Here is a 20,926-nt window from a genome sequence, read left to right as displayed (position 1 = left end):
ACGAGACCACCACGAAAGAGGCAACCCATTGGTCGCGCCTTTCACCCCAACTTGCTTGATTGCGGGGCGAAGTGGCACTCCGGTCGGCCGTGCACACGCAACCGTCATGCTGTCATGCACAGAGGCGGGAGACGCCCCACGCGCGCGTGCGGCGCGCCAAGTGACCGCTATGGGGCGGCGGTCGGACTCCACGGACCCACGGGCCCACAGACCCACGGACCCACGGACCCACGGACCCGTCGCAGGGCTGCCGGCCTGCCGGGCTGCCGGCCGCAGCGGGGCGGCCTACCCGAGGACGGGATCCGGCCAAACTCGGGGCAGCGGCTGCACGGGGGCGCACTCGCCCAGTGCTTCGACCCGCACGTCACGGTCCGGGAGGCGGTCAGCCGCCTCCCGGACCGGTCCGCCGCCCGCGGGGAATGAGGCGGCGGCTTCCCCCAGCCCACTGGATCCAGGCAGCGGGCCAACCCACGCGACTCCCATGGAAGCGTTCACCGGATGGCGCGGACAGAGCGCACGGCGGGCGCACAGCCACACACAACCGGAGCACGTGCCCCTCGATGCACGTCCGCACGGACCAGAATCTCGCCATCCGGGACACCACCTCTTAACGGTCGGGATGCGGGGAACTACGCTGGGTTTACGAATGCCCCGCGCCTATGCCGGGGCGGGCGTCGCGTCGTCGAGGGGTGCGCATGTCCAGGGAGCCACGCGGGCCGAACGAGAAGCTCGGCACCGTCCTCGCCCTCGCCGGGATCAGCAACGCCGGTCTCGCGCGCAGGGTCAACGACCTCGGTGCGCAGCGCGGATTGACGCTTCGCTATGACAAGACGTCCGTCGCGCGCTGGGTCTCCAAGGGCATGGTGCCCCAGGGAGCGGCGCCCCATCTGATCGCCGCGGCCATCGCCGGCAAGCTCGGACGCCCGGTCCCGCTGCACGAGATCGGCCTCGCGGATGCGGATCCGGCCCCGGAGGTCGGGCTCTCCTTTCCGCGCGATGTCGGCCAGGCCGTGCGGTCCGCGACGGAGCTGTACAGGCTGGATCTCGCCGGTCGGCGAGGGGGTGGCGGCATCTGGCAGAGCCTGGCCGGATCCTTCTCCGTCAGCGCCTACGCCACGCCCGCCTCCAGGTGGCTGATAACCCCCGCCGACAGTTCGGTGGCGCGCGAGGCCCACACGGCGGCCGGGGAGGCCGAGGGCGCGGGCGGCCCGGAGGGTGCCATACCGCAGCGCGTGGGCCACAGTGACGTCAGCAAGCTGCGGGAGGCCGCGGAGGACGCGCGCCGCTGGGACTCCAAGTACGGCGGGGGCGACTGGCGTTCGTCGATGGTCCCCGAGTGCCTGCGGGTCGACGCGGCGCCCCTGCTGCTCGGTTCGTACAGCGACGAGGTGGGCCGTTCGCTGTTCGGCGCCACCGCGGAGCTGACCCGGCTGGCCGGGTGGATGGCCTTCGACACCGGCCAGCAGGAGGCCGCGCAGCGCTACTACATCCAGGCCCTGCGGCTCGCCCGCGCGGCCGCCGACGTGCCGCTGGGCGGCTACGTGCTGGCCTCGATGAGCCTGCAGGCCACCTACCGCGGCTTCGCCGACGAGGGCGTCGACCTGGCGCAGGCCGCCCTCGAGCGCAACCGCGGCCTGGCCACCGCCCGCACCATGAGCTTCTTCCGCCTGGTCGAGGCGCGGGCCCAGGCGAAGGCCGGGGACGCACCGGCGTGCGGTGCCGCGCTGAAGGCCGCCGAGGGGTGGCTGGAGCGGGCGCGCACGGGCGATCCGGACCCGTCGTGGCTGGACTTCTACAGCCACGAGCGGTTCGCGGCGGATGCCGCCGAGTGCTACCGCGACCTGCGCATGCCACGGCAGGTGCAGCGCTTCACCGAGCAGGCGCTGGCCCGGCCGACGGAGGAGTTCGTCCGCTCGCACGGGCTGCGGCTCGTGGTGTCCGCGGTCGCCGAGCTGGAGTCCGGCAACCTGGACGCGGCCTGCGCGGCCGGCACGCGGGCCGTGGAGGTGGCGGGCCGGATCTCCTCGGCGCGCACGACGGAGTACGTCCGCGATCTGCTGCACCGGCTGGAGCCGTACGGGGACGAGCCGCGGGTGATGGAGCTGCGGGAGCGGGCGCGGCCGCTGCTGGTGTCGCTGGCGTGAGGGGTGTCGCGGCGTGATCCGTACCGGCAGCGTGATCCGTACGGGCACCGGGATCTGTACGGCCGACGTGAGCGCGCGTGATCCGTACCGCCGACGTGAGCGCGTGATCCGTACCGCTGCCTGCCGTGAGCGCGTGTGATCCGCGAGCGTGTGTGATCACTTCCCCGTGTGATCACTTCCCTGGGCTCCCCTGCCTGACCTGGGTTTCGACCGGTTGTCAGTGGCGCAGGTCATGATGGGGGCGTGGGTGAGGCGCCGAGGGGAACCGGCTGCCCGGTCGCGGGTGTGCCGGCAGGCGCGGGGAGGTGACGTGGTGAGGGCGTACGACTGCGATGTACTGGTGGTCGGCGGCGGCATCGTGGGCTTGTCGACGGCCTTTGCGATCACGCGCGCCCGGCCGGGTACGAGCGTCGTGGTGCTGGAGAAGGAGCCGGGTCCCGCGCTCCACCAGACCGGGCGCAACAGCGGGGTGATCCACAGCGGGATCTACTACCGCCCGGGTTCGTTCAAGGCGCGGTTCGCGGTGCGGGGCGCGGCGGAGATGGTGAAGTTCTGCGCCGAGCACGGCCTGCCGCACGAGATCACCGGCAAGCTGATCGTGGCCACGGACCACGCGGAGCTGCCCCGCCTGCACGCCCTGGTCCAGCGCGGCCGGGAGAACGGCGTGCCGGTGCGCGAGCTGGGCCCCGCCCAGATGGGCGAGTACGAGCCGCACGTGCGCGGCACGGGGGCCATCCACGTCGGTTCGACGGGGGTGTGCGACTACGGCGCGGTGGCGCGCTGCCTGGCCCGTCTGGCGGAGGACGCGGGGGCCTCCGTGCGGTACGGGGCGCAGGTGCAGGTGATCGGGCGGCGTGGTGCGGCGGTCGCGGTGCGCACGGGGCTGGGCGAGGTGCTGCGCGCCCGCGCGCTGGTCAATTGCGCGGGGCTGCACAGCGACCGCGTGGCGCGGCTGGCGGGCGATGATCCCGGCGTGCGGATCGTCCCGTTCCGCGGGGAGTACTTCGAGCTGGCCCCGGGGCGTACGGATCTGGTGCGCGGCCTGGTCTATCCGGTGCCGGACCCGGCCTTCCCGTTCCTGGGCGTCCATCTCACGCGCGGCATCGACGGCACGGTCCACCTGGGGCCGAATGCGGTCCCGGCCCTCGCCCGCGAGGGGTACGGCCGCATGACGCTGCGTCCCGGCGAGCTCGCCGGGACGGTGGCCTGGCCGGGCTCCTGGCAGCTCGCCCGCCGCCACTGGCGGTACGGGGCGGGGGAGGTCCGTCGCTCGCTGTCCAAGCGCGCCTTCACGGAGGCGGCCCGCCGGCTGCTGCCGGAGGTGACGGCGGAGGATCTGATACCGGCCCCGTCGGGCGTACGGGCGCAGGCTGTGCTGCGGGACGGCACGCTCGTGGACGACTTCCTGTTCGCGGAGTCGCCGCGGATGGTGCACGTGCTGAACGCACCGTCCCCGGCGGCGACGGCGGCGCTGCCGATCGGGCGGGAGGTGGCCAGGAGGGCGCTGAGGGCAATGGAAGCGACCTGACCTGCAGAAATCGTGACCCCATGGCCAGTTTCGACACGCCCGTAGAATTGAAGGACTGTGTCCGAGAACCACGCTTCCCCCTCAGCCCCCGTGACCGCCGACGAGCAGGCCGGTGCTCCGGCCGCCGAAGCAGCCGTCGCTTCTGCGGCCGCTGCGCAGCCCGCGCGCGGCCGTCGCGAGCCGATGTTCCCCGACGGTCCGGCGCCGGACCCGGCGGGCTCGCACCACGAGCGGCGCATCCGCTCGTTCCAGCCGCGCCGCAGCCGGGTCACGACCGGCCAGGGCGAGTCCCTGCGCCGTCTGTGGCCCAAGTGGGGCCTGGACATCGACGGCCTGAGCAAGCTGGATCTCGGTGAGCTCTTCGGCGACCCCGAGCTGCCCGTCGTGCTGGAGATCGGCTTCGGCATGGGCGAGGCCACGGCCAAGATGGCTGCGGCCGACCCGGGCACCGGCATCCTCGCCTGCGACGTGCACACCCCCGGGCAGGGCAATCTGCTCGGCCTCGCCGAGCGGAACGGCCTGACCAACGTCCGGGTCGCCAACGGCGACGCGATCATCCTGCTGCGCGAGATGCTCGTCCCGGACTCCCTCGCCGGCCTGCGCGTGTACTTCCCGGACCCGTGGCCCAAGAAGCGGCACCACAAGCGCCGGCTGATCCAGCCGGAGTTCCTGGCGCTGGCGGCCACGCGCCTGGCCCCGGGCGCCCTCCTGCACTGCGCGACGGACTGGGAGCCGTATGCGGAGCAGATGCTGGAGGTGCTCTCCGCGGCACCGGACTTCGAGAACACCCAGGCCGACGGCGGCTTCGCGCCGCGGCCGGAGTTCCGTCCGCTGACGCGCTTCGAGGGACAGGGCCTGGACAAGGGGCACGTGGTCCACGACCTGCTGTTCCGCCGCAAGGCACACTGACGCACCGACGCACGTCGGCAGATGCACGCCGGCAGGTACACGTCGGCAGGTGAGGGTGGGGAGTACCGGCCCGGCCCCCGGAGGACCGGCCCCCCCCGGAATACCGGAGCCGCCCCGGCGTCCCTTGGTTAGGGTCATCGGGTGCATGAGTCCCCACCCCACCAGCAGCCGACGGCCGGGCCGGTGCCCGCCTACGCGCAGCAGCCGAACTTCTCCGCGATGCCCGCCCCCGCGGGCTGGCGCTACAAGCCGCGCCGCGCCCTGTGGGACAACAAGGCGGTGCGCGCCGGCGCGCTGATCCTGCTCCTGGCCCTGTGCGGCTTGGTCATCCTCGCCCTGGTGCGGGAACAGACGGGCACCGAGGGGTTCCTGGTGGGGCTCGGCCTCGCCGTACTGCCCGTGCCCCTGCTGGTGGCGGCGTTCCGCTGGATGGACCGGGTCGAGCCCAAGCCCTGGCGGAACCTGGTCTTCGCCTTCGCGTGGGGCGCGTGCGCGGCCACCCTGATGGCCATCATCGCGAACGGTTACGCCACGGAGTGGCTGGTCAGCTCCGTCGACCTCGCGCAGCGCCCGGAGGCCGACAAGTGGGGGGCGACGTTCGTCGCGCCCGTGGTTGAGGAGACCGGCAAGGCGGCCGCGGTCCTCCTGCTCTTCCTCTTCCGCCGCCGGGACTTCAACAACACCGTCGACGGCGTGGTGATCGCAGGCATCACCGCCACGGGCTTCGCGTTCACCGAGAACATCCTCTACCTGGGCAACGCCTTCGCCACCGATCAGAGCTTCGGCCGCGACGGGGTGCCGGCGGCCACGGCGGCGACGTTCTTCATGCGGGTCCTGATGTCGCCGTTCGCGCACCCGCTCTTCACCACGATGACGGGCCTGGGCTTCGGCATCGCGGCGACCCTCGCCCCGCGCCGCAAGGTCACCCGCATCCTCATCCCCTTCGCGGGCCTGCTCACGGCGATGGTCCTGCACGCGGTCTGGAACGGCTCGGCCAGCCTGTCGCCCCTGGCCTTCCTCGCGGTCTACGCCCTGTTCATGGTCCCCGTCTTCGGCGTCCTGACCTGGCTCGCGATCTGGTCCCGCCAGAACGAGCTGCGCACCATCCGCACCTTCCTCCCGGCCTACCAGGCCGCGGGCTGGCTCACCCCGCCCGAGCCCCTCGCCCTCTCCTCGATGCGCGCCCGGGGCATAGCCCGCGACGTCGCCCGCCGCACCGGCGGCCCGGCAGCGGCCCGCACCGTCGCCGAGTACATCTCCTTCGCCACGTCCCTGGCCTTCCTCCGCCAACGAGCCCACAGGGGCACGGCGGGCCCGGACTTCACCGCCAGAGAACAGGAACTCCTCCACCACCTCTGGCACCGCAAACACATAGCCCAACCAGCCCTGACCCAGGCTTCGGCAACCATCCCGCGGCCGTTCGTGGCCCCGCCCCAAATGTGGCCACCGTCCACGCCGGGGCCGGGGTGGCCACAGTTTCCAGGTCAGCAGCGCTGAACATACCTAGGAGCGTGAAGAGTGTCTGAAAGCGAGATCGGTTCCGGTTCTGCTCCCAGCCTTTCAGAGGTACTTGCTTCTCTGCGGGCTAAATGGGAGTTGGGGAAACAGAACGGGCCGGACGACGCCCGTCGTCATCTCGAGGCGATTGGCCGTGCAGCTACCCAACGCAGCGCGGCTGACGACACCAGAGTCGGGCTCGAGAGCACCCTCTACGAGCTCCTTGCAGCCAACGGTGTCGCCCGGGAGGTGACAGCACTCCTTGCTGAATACTTTCCGAACGACCCATGGGAGCCACTCCTACTCACTGCAGGCCTGCTAGAGAAGCCGTTCGACGGCTTCGGCCATCCGCCCTATGTTCCCGTAGGGATGGGCTTCCCAAACCGTCGAGCCCTACGTGCCGCTGGGGTTCACGCGCACCTGCAAGGTGGCATTTGGGGAAAGGCAAGCGAAGAGGCGAAGTCCATCGTCGTTTCGGGCGGGTACGAGGACGACGAAGACTACGGTGACGAAATTATCTACACCGGGCAGGGCGGCCAAGACCAGGCCACCAAGCGCCAGGTCAAAGACCAAGTCCTGACACTCGGAAACGCAGCACTCGTCAACAGCATTGCCACAGGCAGACCGGTCCGCGTCATCCGCGGATCCAGCGGTGACCGAGAACACTCACCATCAGAGGGGCTGCGGTACGACGGGCTCTACCGCGTCGAGAAACACTGGTCGCAGCGTGGAACGTCCGGGTCCTTGGTGTGGAGATATCAGCTGCGCGCCGTTGCCTCCCCTGACTCCATCGACCGTAACGCGGCCATAAACGCGGCAAAGTTCTCCCGTTCGCCCCGGAAAACACCCGCTACTGCACCCGCCCTTGGATCCCAGCCCACCGGGAATGACACCCCAGACCGCAAGAAGGGTGAAACGCAGCGCATCATCAGAAGCACTGCCGTCGCCAACTGGGTGAAGAAGATACACAACCACACGTGCCAGGTCTGCGGAACTCGCATCGAGACCCCCACGGGCGCCTATGCGGAGGCCGCTCACGTACGCCCACTCGGCCGTCCGCACAACGGACCAGACACAACCGATAACGTGCTGTGTCTCTGCCCGAATCACCACGTGGAATTCGACTTTGGGATGATAATCATCAATGCAGATGGCACGGTCGCTGAGCGCGGATCCCAGCAGCATGGCTATAAGTTGCGTCAGCACCCCGAACACCCCATAAACGCCGAGCACCTCAAGCACCACCGCGATCACCACGAGTCGCAGAAGGCCCCGGGCACGGACTAATCGTCGGTGAGCCGCACCCCTTGCGCCGCCCCTGCTTCGTAGCGCGTCTGCGCGCGGTCCAGGGCCGTGTCCGGGTCGGTGCCATGGGCTCTGAGCCAGTGGAGGAGGTCGACGATGAGGTCGGTCGCAGCCTCCTCGGACGCGGCTCGGTGGAGTGGAGAGTGGGCTCTTCCCCAGGCAGGCCCCCGGCCGTAGAGCGTGAGGACGGCCTCGGCACCGACCACTCGAAGATCCGCCGGGTGGGCCTCCGTGGCGGGAAGGCCCGTAGCAAGCTCGCACCAGGACGTCTTCCCGTGGTCTTGAGAAGCCACGCCCCAGCGAACGGCCAGCTTCTCGGCAAGGCTCCGGCCACGCCGCTGCTCCTGTGGAGCGAGTCGGTGCGGGCCGGGGTCTCGGACTTCGATCCGGACACACGCCCCCTCCAGGGAGACCGTCACCCATGTCGGCGTTCCCACGCCGACATGGGTGATCACGTTGGTGACCAACTCCGCCATGCATAGCTGAGCAGGGCCTACAAGGTCGGGCAGTCCCCAGAGCTTCAAGGGGCCTTGGAGAGTCCGGCAGAGCTGGTCGACCCTCTCCGGAACCGCCAGGAACGGCACCTGCCAGAGCTCCACCGGCCTACAGCGCTTGATGTCCATGCCTGGTCGCACCCCTCCTAGCCCTTCTGAACGGCGCCAAGCCGCCGCTGCTGAGACGAGGATGACACTGTGCAGATCCCGCCATGCAATATGCAGCGCAGGATTCCCCCCATCGGGTGATTGGCCAGGTTGGGAGCTTCGGCTGGACTGAACACCCCTCAGGTCTCAGGAGGTTGAAGTGACAGGATCGCCAACCGCTCGCCGTCGCCGACTGGCCATCGAGCTCAAGAAGCTGCGCGAGGACCATGAACTGACGTGCAACGAAGTAGGTGCGGCTCTGCACTGGAGCGGTTCGAAGGTCAACCGGCTGGAGACTGGCAGCGGGAGGGTGCAGCCATCCGACATCGGCGCCTTGTGCCGCTTCTACGGCACCACCGACGAACTGCGCGAGTTCCTCATGCAGCTGGCCAAGGACTCCAAACTCCGAGGCTGGTGGCACGCTCACGGCGCAGCGGTTCCACCATGGTTCTCCGTGTACATCGGGCTGGAACAGGGCGCATCAAGCTTGCGCCAGTACCAGTGCGAGTTCGTGCCTGGGCTCATGCAGACGCCCGCCTACACGGCCGAGCTACATCGGGCGTCTTCCCAGCTTGAGGGGGAAGAACTCGAGCGCCACGTGAATGTCCGTATGGAGCGCCAGGCGATCCTCCGCCGCGCGAACCCGCCGGACCTCTGGGCCATCGTGCACGAGAGCGTGCTACGCCACATCGTGGGCGACAAGGCCCTGATGTGTGCGCAACTCGAATATATGCTCGCTACAAGCCAGCTGAAGAACGTGACGCTGCAGGTTCTGCCCTTCGACGCAGGGTCCTACCCTGCGACGGGAGCGTTCACGATCCTTGGCTTCCCTGAGCAGGCCGATCCAGATGTCGTCTACCGAGACGGATTGACCGATGCGTTCTACCTGGAATCTCCCGATGACGTCGGCCAGTACGTGAAGGCATTCGACAGCATGCGGGCCATCGCTGCGAGCCCGCCGCAGTCAGCTGCACTGATCAAGCGCGCCCTAGAGGAGTACTCCTGATGAGCAGAACGCCACCTGCCATAGGCACCCAGACAGGTTGGTTCAAGAGCAGCTACAGCAACGGCACGGGGGGCGAGTGCCTGGAGGCCGCCTTCACTGCCGACGGGACCGCAGTCATCCGTGATTCGAAGCAGGCGGTGGGGGCAGTTCTCGCCTTCTCTTACGCCGCCTGGGGTGGATTTGTCGTAGGCATAAGGGGCGGCAAGCTCGACTGAGCATCAACCTGCGACCCGAAGCTCGGGGCACGGCGGTGGCCCATGCCCTCCCGTCGACGGCACCAGGAGATTTGCACCTCCGAGATTCGGGAGTCGGGATTCGAGCGGTCCATGTGAGGAATGGGTGGTGAGGCTTACCCACCCTCCCGCCCAGCTCGCGTGGGCGTGCGCGTAAGCACACCTGTTGACTTTGTGCAACCGAGTCGCCACGCCTCGCTGTCGGCGTGTAGCGTGCGCCACAACGAACAACCCCGGCACCGGTGCTACCAACACCAGGCCGGGGTTTGACCACCAAGATCACAGGACTGATCCCGTGGCTGTCGCCAACCTTATCGCTCCCCCCATGGCCGCGTCCGGATACGGCAAGCGGACCGCACCCGATCAAGCCCCGCGCGGCCGGGGCGACTTCGCTCACCTCCCCGCCCGCGAGGCGTCCATCGCCGCTCACATCGACCGGCTTCCCGACGGCGCCGCCGTCGACATCAAGACCCTCGCCAAGGAGCTCCCCGCCTACGGGCAGCAAGCCGTGGCCTCCGCCCTCAAGGTCCTGTCCGCGGCCGGCCACCTGCGCCGTATCAGGGAAGTCGTCGGCGAAGGCCATACGCAGTGGGTGTCCCGCTCGTACTTCTCCCGGACCGCGCGGGACGACGCCTGGTGGGAGGCCTTCCTCGCTCGTACGTCCGGGCAGGGCGCGCCTTCGTCGGCCGCCTCCTCGCCCCCTGGGCCAGAGAGTGAGAAGGCGCGAAACGAGTGCTCCCCCGCCTACATCGCCCTGGCGACCCTCGGCTGTTCCGACCCCCGTCTGACGCTCTCCGCCGCCGAGTGCTCCGCCCTCGAAGGCCTCGCCGCCGAGTGGTTCGCGCGCGGCGTCACGCCGTTGGAATTCGCGCGGATCCTCACGACCGGGCTCCCTGACGTCATCCACTGCCCAGGGGCATTCACCCGCAAGAGGCTCATCGACAGGCTGCCGCCTGAGCCTTTCCAGGTCCCGTACGGGGTGGCCTCGGCACCCCACCGCGTCATGGAGTGCACCGGTTGCGGCGTCCCCGGCCGCCCCGAAGCCCTGTCCGGCGGCCTGTGCCGCCCCTGTCGCGGTGACGTGCCGTCCTCGGACCCGCTGGGCGAGGTACAAGCTGCCGTCCGCAGTCACGTCTCCCAGTTGCGCGCTCTGGCACGGGCACGGCGCTGACCAGCATCTACGCATGGGGCGCCAGTGGCAGGTGCCCTGTCGTCCGTCGCATCGTTGTGGTGCGGGTCAGAGCAGGCCGGCGCCTCCGTTCAGTCACCGCTGGCCATCACCATGGCCAGCAACCGCCCTCGGCAGGACGGGTCTCAACCCAGGGCCGGGGCGGATGGCGCTGCACACGCTAGGGACAGGGGAACGTCGGCATCAATGAGATTGCAGGCGATTGCAAGGCGATCACCCTTCGAGGACGCCGATGGCAGCTGCGACCAGTGCTCGGGCCTCACTTCCGTGGACCGCCATCTTGGACAGTTCGGCGAACGCCCGTGCGTATGTGACGACATCGCTCGGTTGTGTGACGGTGACCTTGGCTGTCAGCAGCTCCACGTGGACCCGTTGATCATCGAACATGGTGAACGTTTCCTGCCCCCACATACGCCGAGGAGCCGCGCGCGGGATGATCCCCAACGAGACGGACGGCAACGGCATGACGGACAGCAGGTAGCCCAGCTGGGCGGACATGGCCCGGGCGTCGCCGTAGCGGTAGTAGAGAACGTCCTCTTCCATGAGCAGAGCGAAGCTGTGGCCGCCTTCCCGGATCACGTGGGAGCGCGCGACGCGTGCTGACGCGGCCTCGGCTGAATCGTCCGGCAGCTGGCGGAAGCCGGCGATCGTGGCAAGCAGGGCGCGGGCGTACTCCTCGGTCTGGAGCACGCCGGGGACGACTCTGGAGGAGTAGACGCGGAAGTGTCGTGTCCGTTCATACAGAGGGACGTACGACTCTTGGAGTCTGCGCAGTCCCGTGCGCTGGAGGCGTCGCCACTGGACGTACATGGACTCGGCGGTATGGCTCGCGGCGATCAGATCGGCTGCCTGGTCTTCGGCACCACAGGCGCGGCACCACGCCCGGATGTCGTCGTCCGAGGGCCCGGTCCTCGCGTTCTCCAACCGGGAGGACTTGGCCGGGTGCCAATCGCACCGGGCGGCCACGTCGCGGCCTGACAGCCCCGCGTCCAGGCGCAGCTCCCGCAGGCGCGCTGCCAGCGCTTCACGGGCCGCTTGAGCACTGGACGACGGGGATGAGGACATGAGCTGTGGTCCGGCGGTTAGCCGATCAGACCTTGAAGCTGTCGTGCGGGACGCCGCGCGCCCACACTGTCTCGAATGCCGAGGCGCAGAGCCGCACCACTGCGGCCTCATCGGCCACTTCGGGGCCGGCGGATGCGCCGTCACCGGTGAAGTGGTTGAACCGCACTACCCGCTCGTCGAACAGCCAGAAGTCGTTACCGGGCAAGGCGATATCCGAAGCCTGCCGCCTGGGCAGCCAGCGGATCTCTTCGCCAGCTTCGATATTCAGCCCCGTTCCCGCATGCTCGAAACGGATGTACTCGGAGACAGGTTCCGAGACGATTCGGGCACGACGTACGGCCACGCCGCGTCCGACCGTTTCCCGTACAAGATCCAGCCAAGCGCGGCGTCGGCCCGTCCGGTCGTGTCGGCTGCTGTCGTCCCCGGCCTTCCATGCCTCGAACTCTGCCGCCTCCGGTGCGATCCCGTACGTGTCCCGCATCTCCAGATGAACGGCCGAGTGCCGGCAGCCGGCCATCATTTCAGCGAAGCTCGGTACGCTCTGCGGCATCGCACGCCTTCCGGATGAGCGGCACCATGCGTGCCGGGATACGAACGACAGCCTCGGTCTCCGGGATATGGCCGACCATCAGGCACTCCTTCTCGGTCGCCTCGTCGGCCCTCCACCCCTGAAATACAAGGTCGGCTGTCCGGTCGTCCACCCACACCGTGGGGCACTCGTCGCCATCGGTGTTGGGATCCTTGCCGAAGAAGACTAGGGACATGATCGCCTCCGCTGCCCAGTGGATTGCGCACCGCTGCAAGACGATTGACCTCATCAGTGATCACGTCAAGAGGGCCTCTACAGCCCCCGCCCAACCGGTCCCTACCCAGGCTCATGGCTTCGACGACGGCACGCGGGTTCGCCGCTGCGCCCGGTTGTGAAGTTAGCTTTGGGCGAGGTCGTTGTCCTTTGATGCGGAGGTGTGGGATGGCTCAGGTTCCTACTGCTGTTGTTGCTGCTGGTGGGCTTGTCGGTGGGTATGGCGTTGCTCGGTGGACCAAGAAGCGGCCGCTCGGTGGGGCGGCGCTGGCTGTGGCCGGTGGGGTGGCTGCCCGGCAGTGGGCCGGGAAGGTCGGGGCGCCCAAGGCTGCTGCGCTGACCGGGCTGTACGTTGCCGCGTTTGCCGGGTCGCATCCGCTTGCCAAGAAGGTCGGGGCCTGGCCGGCCGTGTTCGGGGTCGCCGGGGCCGTGGCCCTGGCCTCTTGGGTGGCCGAGAGCCGGGCTTGAGGGAAGGGCTTCGAGCGGTGTTCTTCCGCTCGAAGCCCTCCGCCTTGATTACGCCGACGCTTCCGTCAGGCGCTTCAGTTCCGCGTCCGTCAGCTTCAGGTCCACCACCGCCAGCAGCGGCTTGAGCTGCTGCACCGTGCGGGCGCTGGCCAAGGGGGTCGCCACGGTGGGCTGAGCCGCCAGCCAGGCCAGGGCGACCGTGGCGAGCTCGGCCTCGTGGGCCGCTGCCACCTCGTCCAGGGCCGTCAGGACGCGGCGGCCGCGGTCCGTTTGCAGGTACTCCGCGGCGCCCTCCGCCCGGGCGCTGTCCACCGTCGTGCCCGGGCGGTACTTGCCCGTGAGGAAACCCTTGGCCAGGGCGAAGTACGGGACGGCCGCCAGGCCGTGCTTCTCCGCCACCGCCGCCAGGTCGCCCTCGTAGGTGTCGCGCGACACCAGGTTGTAGTGGGGCTGGATCGCCACGTACTTCGCCAGGCCCGATGCCTCCGAGAACTCCAGCGACTCCTGCAGGCGCTCCGGCGTGATGTTCGAGGCCGCTATCTCGCGGACCTTGCCCTCCTTCACCAGCGCGTCGAGAGCGGTGATGAACTCCTCCACCGGTACCGACGGGTCGTCGTAGTGCGTGTAGTAGAGGTCGATGTAGTCGGTGCGCAGGCGGCGGAGGGATTCCTCCACGCCCGCCTTGATCACCGATGCACGCAGGCCCCGCGGCTCCGGGACGCCCGCGCCGACCTTCGTGGCGAGGACGATGTCGGCACGGTTGCCGCGCGAGGCGAACCAATTGCCGATGACGGTCTCCGACTCGCCGCCCTCGTTGCCCGGGACCCAGGCCGAGTAGACGTCGGCGGTGTCGATGAAATTGCCGCCCGCCGCCGCGTACGCGTCGAGGACGGCGAAGGATTCCGCCTCGTCCGCTGTCCACCCGAAGACATTGCCGCCGAGCGCCAACGGGTGGACGGAGAGATTGCCGATCTTCTTGTGAATGTCAGCCATGTACTCCTGCAGCGTCCCTGCGGGGGCAGGTATTCCGCTACGGCTGCAGGCCCCTGCTCCTCAGCCACCCCAGCGGGTCGATCGGGGCGCCCCCGCCCGGCCGCACCTCCAGGTGCAGGTGCGGGCCGGTCACGTTGCCCGTCGCACCGACACGGCCTATGACCTGGCCCGGCGCGACCTTCCCCGACGTGACGACCATCGACGACAGGTGGCAGAACCACAGCTCCGTACCGTCGTCGAGCCTCAGGACGATGCGGTAGCCGTACGCCCCCGCCCAGCCGGCCTGAACGATCTTGCCGCCGCCGACCGCCCTCACCGGCGTGCCGGTCGGGGCCGCGAAGTCCTCCCCCGTGTGGTTCGCGGACCACATGTTCCCTGCCTGACCGAAGCCGGCCGTCAGGGTGTACGAGGCGAGGGGGAGCTTGAACCCGCCGGAGGTGGAGTGGCGAGCCGCCGGGGCGGGAGCCTGAGGGGCCGGAGCCTGGCGGGCGGATCGCTGCTTCTTCGGCGTCTGCTGCTTCTGTACGTGTTGCTTCTGTACGTGTTGCTTCGGTGCCTGCTGCTTCGCCGTCCGTCGCTCCGACGTCTGCTGCTGCTCCGGTGCCGCCGCCCGCGCCTGCGGCGCCTCCGGTTCTGCAGCTCGCTCCCGCTCCTTCTCCGCCTCCGCCGCCTCAGCCGCCTCAGCCGTCTTCCGCTCCGCCGCCTTCTTCTGCGTCTCCGCGGCCTGCTTCACCTGGGCCGCCTGCGCCTCGGCCTCGGCCACGCCCTGCTGGTGGTCGGCCTGCTCCAGGATTCTCGCCCGGAGCACCTCACCCGCCGCCGCCGCGCTCTCCGCCATCTCCACAGCGGCCGACGCGCCTTCCTCACCGGCGAATTCGGCGGCGGCGGAATCGACCGAGCCCGCCGCGCTCCCCGCGAAGAACGAGCCCACTCCCGGCAGCTGGGCCAGGTCGGGCATGGATATGGACGCCGCCGGGCGCTCCTGGGCGTGCGCCATGCCGCCCGCGCCGACCGCCGCGATGACGCCCACGCCGAGCACCGCGCCGCTGCGGGCCATCGTGCCGCCGCGCTGCTTCACGACGCGGTGGCGGCCTCGGCCCGTGCCGAAGGCGTTGTAGACGGAGGGACGGTGGGAAGCGGGGGCGTACGGCGACTCGGGGTCGTACGCGCTGTCCGACCCGTACCGCTGCTCCGGCCGAAGCTCGGGCTCCGGCTCGTACGGCGGCACGTACGCCGGGACCAGCGGCGGATCGTACGCGGCAGGCTCATACCCGACAGGCTCATACCCAGCAGGCTCGTACGCAGCAGGCTCGTTGGATGCCACGAAGGCACTCCTTTCCTTCCTTCTCGCCTACCGGGTTAGCTGACGGGTTCGGAGCAGGAAGGTCTCCTACGGATCCCTCCGGAAAGGGGCCCGATTCACCCCAGGGACACTTGGGTCCCCGGCTCCCCTGGCTCGCGCCGTACGGGGACTCGGCGATGTCTGCCCGGGCCGCGGATGCGACGCACATCTGACGGACAGACGCTTTGACGCTAGACGCCGCCACTTTCGATCGGCAAACAGAAGCCCCATTTTGTGGCCCACGCCACAACGCAGACGTGCAACCACTCCGCTAAATCGGACATTTGGCAGGCACACGCGCCTCAGGGGCGCGCGTGCCTGCCGGTTGACGGGCCGACCGGTGCGGCCGGCCCGCCGGGGGGCCTCAGCCCGTGATCACGGTCACTTCCCCGATGCCGAGGGCCCGGACGGGCTCCTCGATCTGCGCGGCGTCACCGACGAGCACCGTCACCAGACGGTCGACCGGGAAGGCGCTCACCACGGCGGCGGTGGCCTCCACCGTGCCCGTCGCGGCGAGGCGCTCGTACAGGCGCCCCTGGAAGTCGTCCGGCAGGTGCTGCTCGACCTGGTCGGCGAGGGTGCCCGCGACGGCCGCCGCCGTCTCGTACTTCAGCGGGGCGACGCCGACGAGGTTCTGCACGGCGGAGTCGCGCTCCTCGTCCGTCAGGCCCCCGGCGGCGAGGGTGCGCAGGACGGTCCACAGGTCCTCCAGCGCGGGGCCGGTGGAGGCGGTGTCCACCGAGCCGCTGATGGCGAGCATGGCCGCCCCGGTGCCCTCCGGGGTGGACAGCAGCACCTGGCCGAAGGCCCGCACGCCGTAGGTGTAGCCCTTCTCCTCGCGCAGGACGCGGTCCAGACGGGAGGTGAGGGTGCCGCCCAGGCAGTACGTGCCGACGCTCTGGGCGGGCCAGACCTGGCCGTGCCGGTCCGCACCGATGCGGCCGATGAGGAGCTGCGTCTGGACCGCGCCGGGGCGGTCCACGATGACGACGCGGCCGGTGTCGTCCGCGGTGACCGGCTTGAGCGGGTACGGCTCGGCCGGGGAACCCGTCCAGGCGCCGAGGGAGTCCGCGAGGGCCGCGTCGAGGTCGACCCCGGTGAAGTCGCCGACGACCACGGCGGTCGTGGTGGCGGGGCGCATGTGGGCCTCGTAGAAGGCCCGCACGGAGGCGGCGTCGATGCGGGCGACGGTCTCCTCGGTGCCCTGGCGCGGGCGGGACATCCGCGAGTCGGCCGGGAAGAGCTCCTTGGAGAGCGCCATGGCGGCCCGGCGGGCGGGGTTGGCCAGCTCGTGCGGGATCTCGTCCAGGCGGTTGCCCACCAGCCGCTCGACCTCGTGGTCGGGGAAGGCGGGGGCGCGCAGCGCGTCGGCCACGAGGCCGAGGGCCTTGCCGAGCCGGGAGGCGGGGACCTCCAGGGACACGCGCACGCCGGGGTGGTCGGCGTGGGCGTCGAGGGTGGCGCCGCAGCGCTCCAGCTCGGCGGTGAACTCCTCGGCGGTGTGCTTGTCGGTGCCCTCGGACAGGGCGCGCGCCATGATGGTGGCGACGCCGTCGAGGCCCTCCGGCTCCGCGGCCAGGGGGGCCACCACGTTGATGTCGACGGCGACGACCTGCTGGCCCGGGCGGTGGCAGCGCAGCACCGTCAGGCCGTTGGGGAGCGTGCCGCGCTCGGGGGCGGGGAAGGCCCAGGGGGCCGCCGGCCCTGGCTGGGGCTGGGGGTGGAAGTCCATGGAAGGCTGGGTGTCAGCGGCCAGGGCGTCGCTCACTTGGCCGTCTCCTCTTCTGCTTCGGCGTTCTCGTCGGCGGCGGGGGCGGCCGGCTCGGTGGGCTCGTACACCAGCACGGCGCGGTTGTCGGGGCGCAGGCGGGCCTGGGCGACCTGCCGCACCTCCTCCGGCGTGATGTCCAGGACGCGCTGCACGGCGGTCAGGGCGAGCTGGGGGTCGCCGAACAGCACCGCGAAGCGGCACAGTTCGTCGGCACGGCCGCTGACGGTGGAGAGCCGGTCCAGCCACTCGCGCTCCAGCTGGGCCTGGGCGCGCTCCATCTCCGCGGGGGTCGGGCCCTCGGCGGCGAAGCGGGCGAGCTCCTCGTCGACGGCGGCCTCGATGGCGGCCACCTCGGCGCCGCCGGACGCCTTGACGTCCAGCCAGCCCAGCGAGGGGGCGCCGGCGAGCCGCAGCAGGCCGAAGCCGGCGGCGACGGCGGAGCGGTCGTGGCGGACCAGGCGGTTGTGCAGGCGGGAGGACTCGCCGCCGCCGAGGACGGTGACGGCCAGGTCGGCTGCGTCGGCCTCGCGGGAGCCGTCCTGCGGGAGGCGGTAGGCGGCCATCACGGCGCGGGCCGGGACCTCCTCGCGGACGACCTGGCGCAGCTCCTCGCCGATGACGTCGGGCAGTCCGCCGTCGCGCGGGGGCTGCTTGCCGTCGTGCGCGGGGATCGAGCCGAAGTACTTCTCGATCCAGGCGAGGGTCTGCTCGGGGTCGATGTCGCCGACGACCGACAGGACGGCGTTGCCCGGGGCGTAGTAGGTGCGGAAGAAGGCGCGGGCGTCCTCCAGGGAGGCCGCGTCCAGGTCGGCCATGGAGCCGATCGGGGTGTGGTGGTACGGGTGGCCGTCCGGGAAGACCATGGCGGTCAGCCGCTCGAAGGCGGTGCCGTAGGGGACGTTGTCGTAGCGCTGGCGGCGCTCGTTCTTGACGACGTCGCGCTGGTTCTCCATCGACTCGTCGTCGAGGGCGGTGAGCAGGGAGCCCATCCGGTCGGCCTCGAGCCACAGGGCCAGCTCCAGCTGGTGCGCCGGCATGGTCTCGAAGTAGTTGGTGCGCTCGAAGCTGGTGGTGCCGTTGAGGGAGCCGCCGGCGCCCTGAACCAGCTCGAAATGGCCGTTCCCCTTGACCTGTGCCGAGCCCTGGAACATAAGGTGCTCGAAGAGGTGGGCGAGACCTGTGCGGCCCTTGACCTCATGGCGCGAGCCGACGTCGTACCAGAGGCAGACGGCGGCGACCGGGGTCAGGTGGTCTTCGGAGAGCACCACCCGCAGGCCGTTGGCCAGGCGGTGCTCGGTCGCTGTGAGGCCGCCGGTACCGGCCTGTTGCGTGGCCGTGTGACCCATGGGCATGTACGTCCCTTCGATCGCTTCAAATCTCGCGCCGGTGCGCGATGACTCGCGTGATGAGCAGTGCTGTCACTGTATGCAAGCGCGCTGACATCCGGCGAAGTTCCCGGCGCGGTGCCCCCTTACGGACGGGTCGTGTCCGGTGTTGTCAGTGGCGCGGTCCACAATGGTCCGCGTCAGCACCCTGCCTCGGCAATCGATCGAAGGAGCCGCAGCCGCGATGGCCCGCCGCAGCACGAAGACCCCGCCGCCGGAGAACTTCGAGGAGCGCATCCTCGACATCGACGTCGTCGACGAGATGCAGGGTTCCTTCCTCGAGTACGCCTACTCCGTCATCTACTCCCGGGCCCTGCCCGACGCGCGCGACGGCCTCAAGCCGGTCCACCGCCGGATTCTCTACCAGATGAACGAGATGAGCCTGCGCCCCGACCGCGGCTACGTGAAGTGCGCCCGCGTCGTGGGCGAGGTGATGGGCAAGCTCCACCCCCACGGCGACGCCTCCATCTACGACGCCCTGGTGCGCATGGCGCAGCCGTTCTCCATGCGCGTGCCGCTGGTCGACGGCCACGGCAACTTCGGCTCCCTCGGCAATGACGACCCGCCCGCGGCCATGCGTTACACCGAGGCCCGGATGGCGTCGGCGACGTCCCTGATGACGGAGTCGATCGACGAGGACACGGTCGATTTCACGCCGAACTACGACGGCAGCGAGCGGGAGCCCGTGGCCCTGCCCGCCGCCTATCCCAACCTGCTGGTCAACGGCTCGTCCGGGATCGCGGTCGGCATGGCGACGAACATGCCGCCGCACAACCTCGGCGAGGTCGTCGCGGCCGCCCGGCACCTGATCAAGCACCCGGGCGCCGACCTCGACACGCTGATGAAGTTCATCCCCGGCCCGGACCTGCCCACGGGCGGCCGGATCGTCGGCCTCGGCGGCGTGCGCGACGCCTACGAGACGGGCCGCGGCACGTTCAAGATCCGCGCCACCGTCTCCGTGGAGACCGTGACGGCCCGCCGCAAGGGCCTGGTCGTCACCGAGCTGCCCTTCACCGTCGGCCCCGAGAAGGTCATCTCCAAGATCAAGGACCTGGTCGGCTCGAAGAAGCTCCAGGGCATCGCCGACGTCAAGGACCTCACCGACCGCGCCCACGGCCTGCGCCTGGTCATCGAGATCAAGAACGGCTTCAACCCCGAGGCCGTCCTGGAGCAGCTCTACAAGCTCACGCCGATGGAGGAGTCCTTCGGCATCAACAACGTCGCCCTGGTCGACGGCCAGCCGCTGACCCTGGGCCTCAAGGAGCTCCTGGAGGTCTACGTCGACCACCGCTTCGAGGTGGTGCGGCGGCGCAGCGAGTTCCGGCGCGGCAAGCGGCGCGACCGGCTGCACCTGGTCGAGGGCCTGCTGGTGGCCCTGCTCGACATCGACGAGGTCATCAGGATCATTCGATCGAGTGAGAACGCGGCGCAGGCCAAGGAGGCCCTCATCGCGCGCTTCTCCCTCTCCGAGGTGCAGACGCAGTACATCCTCGACACCCCGCTGCGCCGCCTGACGAAGTTCGACCGCATCGAGCTGGAGGCGGAGCGCGACAAGCTCACAGAGGAGATCGAGGAGCTGACGCGGATCCTGGAGTCCGACGCGGAGCTGCGCAAGCTGGTCTCGGGCGAACTGGCCGACGTGGCGAAGAAGTTCGGCACCGACCGCCGTACGGTCCTGCTGGAGTCGGCGGGCGCCCCGGCGTCGGCGGTCCCGCTGCAGGTCGCCGACGACCCGTGCCGCGTGCTGATGTCCTCCACCGGCCTGCTGGCCCGCACGGCCACCGGCGAGCCCTTCCCGCCCGCCGCGGGCGAGGCCAAGCGCGTCAAGCACGACGTGATCGCCTCGGCGGTGCCGGCGACGGCCCTGGGCGAGGTGGGCGCGGTGACGTCGTCCGGGCGCCTGCTGCGGATGCGGGTGATCGACCTGCCGCAGCTGCCGGAGACGGCGGCGGCGCCCAGCCTGGCGGGCGGCGCACCGGTGTCGGAGTTCCTCTCCCTGACGGACGGCGAGACGGTCGTCTGTCTCACCACGCTGGACGAGTCCTCGCCGGGGCTCGCGATCGGCACGGAGCAGGGCGTCGTCAAGCGCGTGGTCCCCGACTATCCGGCCAACAAGGACGAGCTGGAGGTCATCTCCCTCAAGGACGGCGACCGCATCGTCGGCGCCGCCGAGCTGCGGACGGGCGAGGAGGACCTGGTCTTCATCACCGACGACGCCCAGCTGCTGCGCTATCCGGCCTCGCAGGTGCGGCCGCAGGGCCGGCCCGCGGGCGGCATGGCGGGCGTCAAGCTCTCCCCGGACGCGAAGGTGATCTCCTTCACCGCCATCGACCCGGCGGCCGATGCGGTGGTGTTCACCCAGGCCGGGGCGCGGGGCACCCTGCTGGGGGCCTCGGAGGGCACGGCGAAGCTGACCCCCTTCGACCAGTACCCGCGCAAGGGCCGGGCGACGGGCGGCGTGCGCTGCCAGCGCTTCCTCAAGGGCGAGGACTGCCTCGTCATGGCCTGGGCGGGTGCCGCCCCGGCGCGGGCGGCGGATGCGAAGGGCGCCCCGGTGGAGCTGCCGGAGGCCGACCCGCGGCGGGACGGCTCGGGCACTCCCCTGGCGAAGCCGGTGAAGGCGCTGGCCGGCCCGGTGTAACCGGCAC

At 70.3% G+C, this 20,926-nt stretch carries 18 protein-coding genes and 1 riboswitch; of the genes, 10 read left to right on the top strand and 8 right to left on the bottom strand.

Features of this window, described 5'->3' with window-relative positions:
- The first annotated feature begins 695 nt into the window (after positions 1-695).
- The 5 genes from AS857_RS33960 to AS857_RS38305 all read left to right on the top strand — a co-directional run bounded on the left by AS857_RS33960 (position 696) and on the right by AS857_RS38305 (position 7,365).
- A complete protein-coding gene (locus AS857_RS33960; protein ID WP_058047312.1) occupies positions 696-2,144 on the top strand; it encodes an NsdA family TPR-like regulatory protein in 1,449 nt (482 codons plus the stop codon).
- Between the two features lie 313 nt (positions 2,145-2,457).
- The gene (gene lhgO / locus AS857_RS33955) at positions 2,458-3,672 is read left to right on the top strand and encodes an L-2-hydroxyglutarate oxidase (protein WP_058047329.1); all 1,215 of its coding nucleotides are present in this window, start codon (positions 2,458-2,460) and stop codon (positions 3,670-3,672) included.
- A gap of 57 nt (positions 3,673-3,729) precedes the next feature.
- Positions 3,730-4,581: a tRNA (guanosine(46)-N7)-methyltransferase TrmB gene (gene trmB / locus AS857_RS33950; protein ID WP_058047311.1), complete on the top strand. Its 852-nt coding sequence runs from the start codon at positions 3,730-3,732 to the stop codon at positions 4,579-4,581.
- A gap of 141 nt (positions 4,582-4,722) precedes the next feature.
- The gene (locus AS857_RS33945) at positions 4,723-6,078 is read left to right on the top strand and encodes a PrsW family intramembrane metalloprotease (protein ID WP_058047310.1); all 1,356 of its coding nucleotides are present in this window, start codon (positions 4,723-4,725) and stop codon (positions 6,076-6,078) included.
- A gap of 21 nt (positions 6,079-6,099) precedes the next feature.
- Positions 6,100-7,365 carry a YDG/SRA domain-containing protein gene (locus AS857_RS38305; RefSeq protein WP_216824028.1) on the top strand — a complete coding sequence of 422 codons (1,266 nt, stop codon included), beginning with the start codon at positions 6,100-6,102 and terminating at the stop codon, positions 7,363-7,365.
- On the opposite strand, the gene AS857_RS33940 is transcribed toward AS857_RS38305, so the two are convergent.
- Positions 7,362-8,006 (bottom strand): ATP-binding protein, encoded by a 645-nt coding sequence (locus tag AS857_RS33940; protein ID WP_058047309.1) that lies wholly within the window; start codon positions 8,004-8,006, stop codon positions 7,362-7,364. The genes AS857_RS38305 and AS857_RS33940 overlap by 4 nt on opposite strands.
- Before the next feature lie 178 nt (positions 8,007-8,184).
- Between AS857_RS33940 and AS857_RS33935 the strand changes: the two genes are divergently transcribed.
- The 3 genes from AS857_RS33935 (at position 8,185) to AS857_RS33925 (ending at position 10,434) form a co-directional block, all read left to right on the top strand.
- Positions 8,185-9,030 carry a helix-turn-helix domain-containing protein gene (locus tag AS857_RS33935; protein WP_058047308.1) on the top strand — a complete coding sequence of 282 codons (846 nt, stop codon included), beginning with the start codon at positions 8,185-8,187 and terminating at the stop codon, positions 9,028-9,030.
- On the top strand, positions 9,030-9,245 hold the full coding sequence (locus AS857_RS33930; RefSeq protein WP_173864870.1) for a DUF397 domain-containing protein: 216 nt from the start codon (positions 9,030-9,032) through the stop codon (positions 9,243-9,245). The genes AS857_RS33935 and AS857_RS33930 overlap by 1 nt, the downstream gene beginning before the upstream one ends.
- Before the next feature lie 343 nt (positions 9,246-9,588).
- A complete protein-coding gene (locus AS857_RS33925) occupies positions 9,589-10,434 on the top strand; it encodes a hypothetical protein (RefSeq protein ID WP_063804431.1) in 846 nt (281 codons plus the stop codon).
- Positions 10,435-10,665: 231 nt separating this feature from the next.
- Here the strand turns inward: AS857_RS33925 and AS857_RS33920 are convergent, their stop codons facing one another.
- Genes AS857_RS33920 through AS857_RS33910 form a run of 3 tightly spaced genes read right to left on the bottom strand, consistent with a single transcriptional unit; the run spans position 10,666 to position 12,281 of the window.
- The gene (locus AS857_RS33920; protein ID WP_058047306.1) at positions 10,666-11,517 is read right to left on the bottom strand and encodes a helix-turn-helix domain-containing protein; all 852 of its coding nucleotides are present in this window, start codon (positions 11,515-11,517) and stop codon (positions 10,666-10,668) included.
- A 25-nt stretch (positions 11,518-11,542) separates the two neighbouring features.
- Positions 11,543-12,067 carry a DUF6879 family protein gene (locus AS857_RS33915; RefSeq protein WP_058047305.1) on the bottom strand — a complete coding sequence of 175 codons (525 nt, stop codon included), beginning with the start codon at positions 12,065-12,067 and terminating at the stop codon, positions 11,543-11,545.
- Positions 12,039-12,281: a hypothetical protein gene (locus tag AS857_RS33910; RefSeq protein WP_058047328.1), complete on the bottom strand. Its 243-nt coding sequence runs from the start codon at positions 12,279-12,281 to the stop codon at positions 12,039-12,041. Before AS857_RS33910 ends, AS857_RS33915 begins: the two co-directional genes overlap by 29 nt.
- A gap of 206 nt (positions 12,282-12,487) precedes the next feature.
- Between AS857_RS33910 and AS857_RS41720 the strand changes: the two genes are divergently transcribed.
- Positions 12,488-12,787 carry a hypothetical protein gene (locus tag AS857_RS41720; RefSeq protein ID WP_058047304.1) on the top strand — a complete coding sequence of 100 codons (300 nt, stop codon included), beginning with the start codon at positions 12,488-12,490 and terminating at the stop codon, positions 12,785-12,787.
- A gap of 48 nt (positions 12,788-12,835) precedes the next feature.
- Here AS857_RS41720 and AS857_RS33900 read toward each other — a convergent pair whose 3' ends face one another.
- The 4 genes from AS857_RS33900 to AS857_RS33885 form a co-directional block, all read right to left on the bottom strand.
- On the bottom strand, positions 12,836-13,780 hold the full coding sequence (locus AS857_RS33900) for an aldo/keto reductase (RefSeq protein WP_058047303.1): 945 nt from the start codon (positions 13,778-13,780) through the stop codon (positions 12,836-12,838).
- A gap of 37 nt (positions 13,781-13,817) precedes the next feature.
- A complete protein-coding gene (locus AS857_RS33895) occupies positions 13,818-15,104 on the bottom strand; it encodes a M23 family metallopeptidase (RefSeq protein ID WP_245700766.1) in 1,287 nt (428 codons plus the stop codon).
- Between the two features lie 9 nt (positions 15,105-15,113).
- Positions 15,114-15,269, bottom strand: a riboswitch (cyclic di-AMP (ydaO/yuaA leader).
- 217 nt (positions 15,270-15,486) lie between these two features.
- Complete coding sequence (locus tag AS857_RS33890; RefSeq protein WP_058047326.1) at positions 15,487-16,854, bottom strand: M16 family metallopeptidase; 1,368 nt, start codon at positions 16,852-16,854, stop codon at positions 15,487-15,489.
- Between the two features lie 32 nt (positions 16,855-16,886).
- Positions 16,887-18,239 carry a M16 family metallopeptidase gene (locus tag AS857_RS33885; RefSeq protein WP_058047302.1) on the bottom strand — a complete coding sequence of 451 codons (1,353 nt, stop codon included), beginning with the start codon at positions 18,237-18,239 and terminating at the stop codon, positions 16,887-16,889.
- Positions 18,240-18,462: 223 nt separating this feature from the next.
- On the opposite strand from AS857_RS33885, the gene AS857_RS33880 reads away from it, so the two are divergent.
- Positions 18,463-20,919 (top strand): DNA gyrase/topoisomerase IV subunit A, encoded by a 2,457-nt coding sequence (locus AS857_RS33880; RefSeq protein WP_058047301.1) that lies wholly within the window; start codon positions 18,463-18,465, stop codon positions 20,917-20,919.
- Positions 20,920-20,926 lie beyond the last annotated feature (7 nt).

Origin of the sequence: Streptomyces roseifaciens (assembly GCF_001445655.1) — a bacterium.
Lineage (GTDB): Bacteria > Actinomycetota > Actinomycetes > Streptomycetales > Streptomycetaceae > Streptomyces > Streptomyces aureoversilis.
Note: the sequence above shows the minus strand (reverse complement) of the source record. Positions and strands in the feature narration are given on the sequence as shown.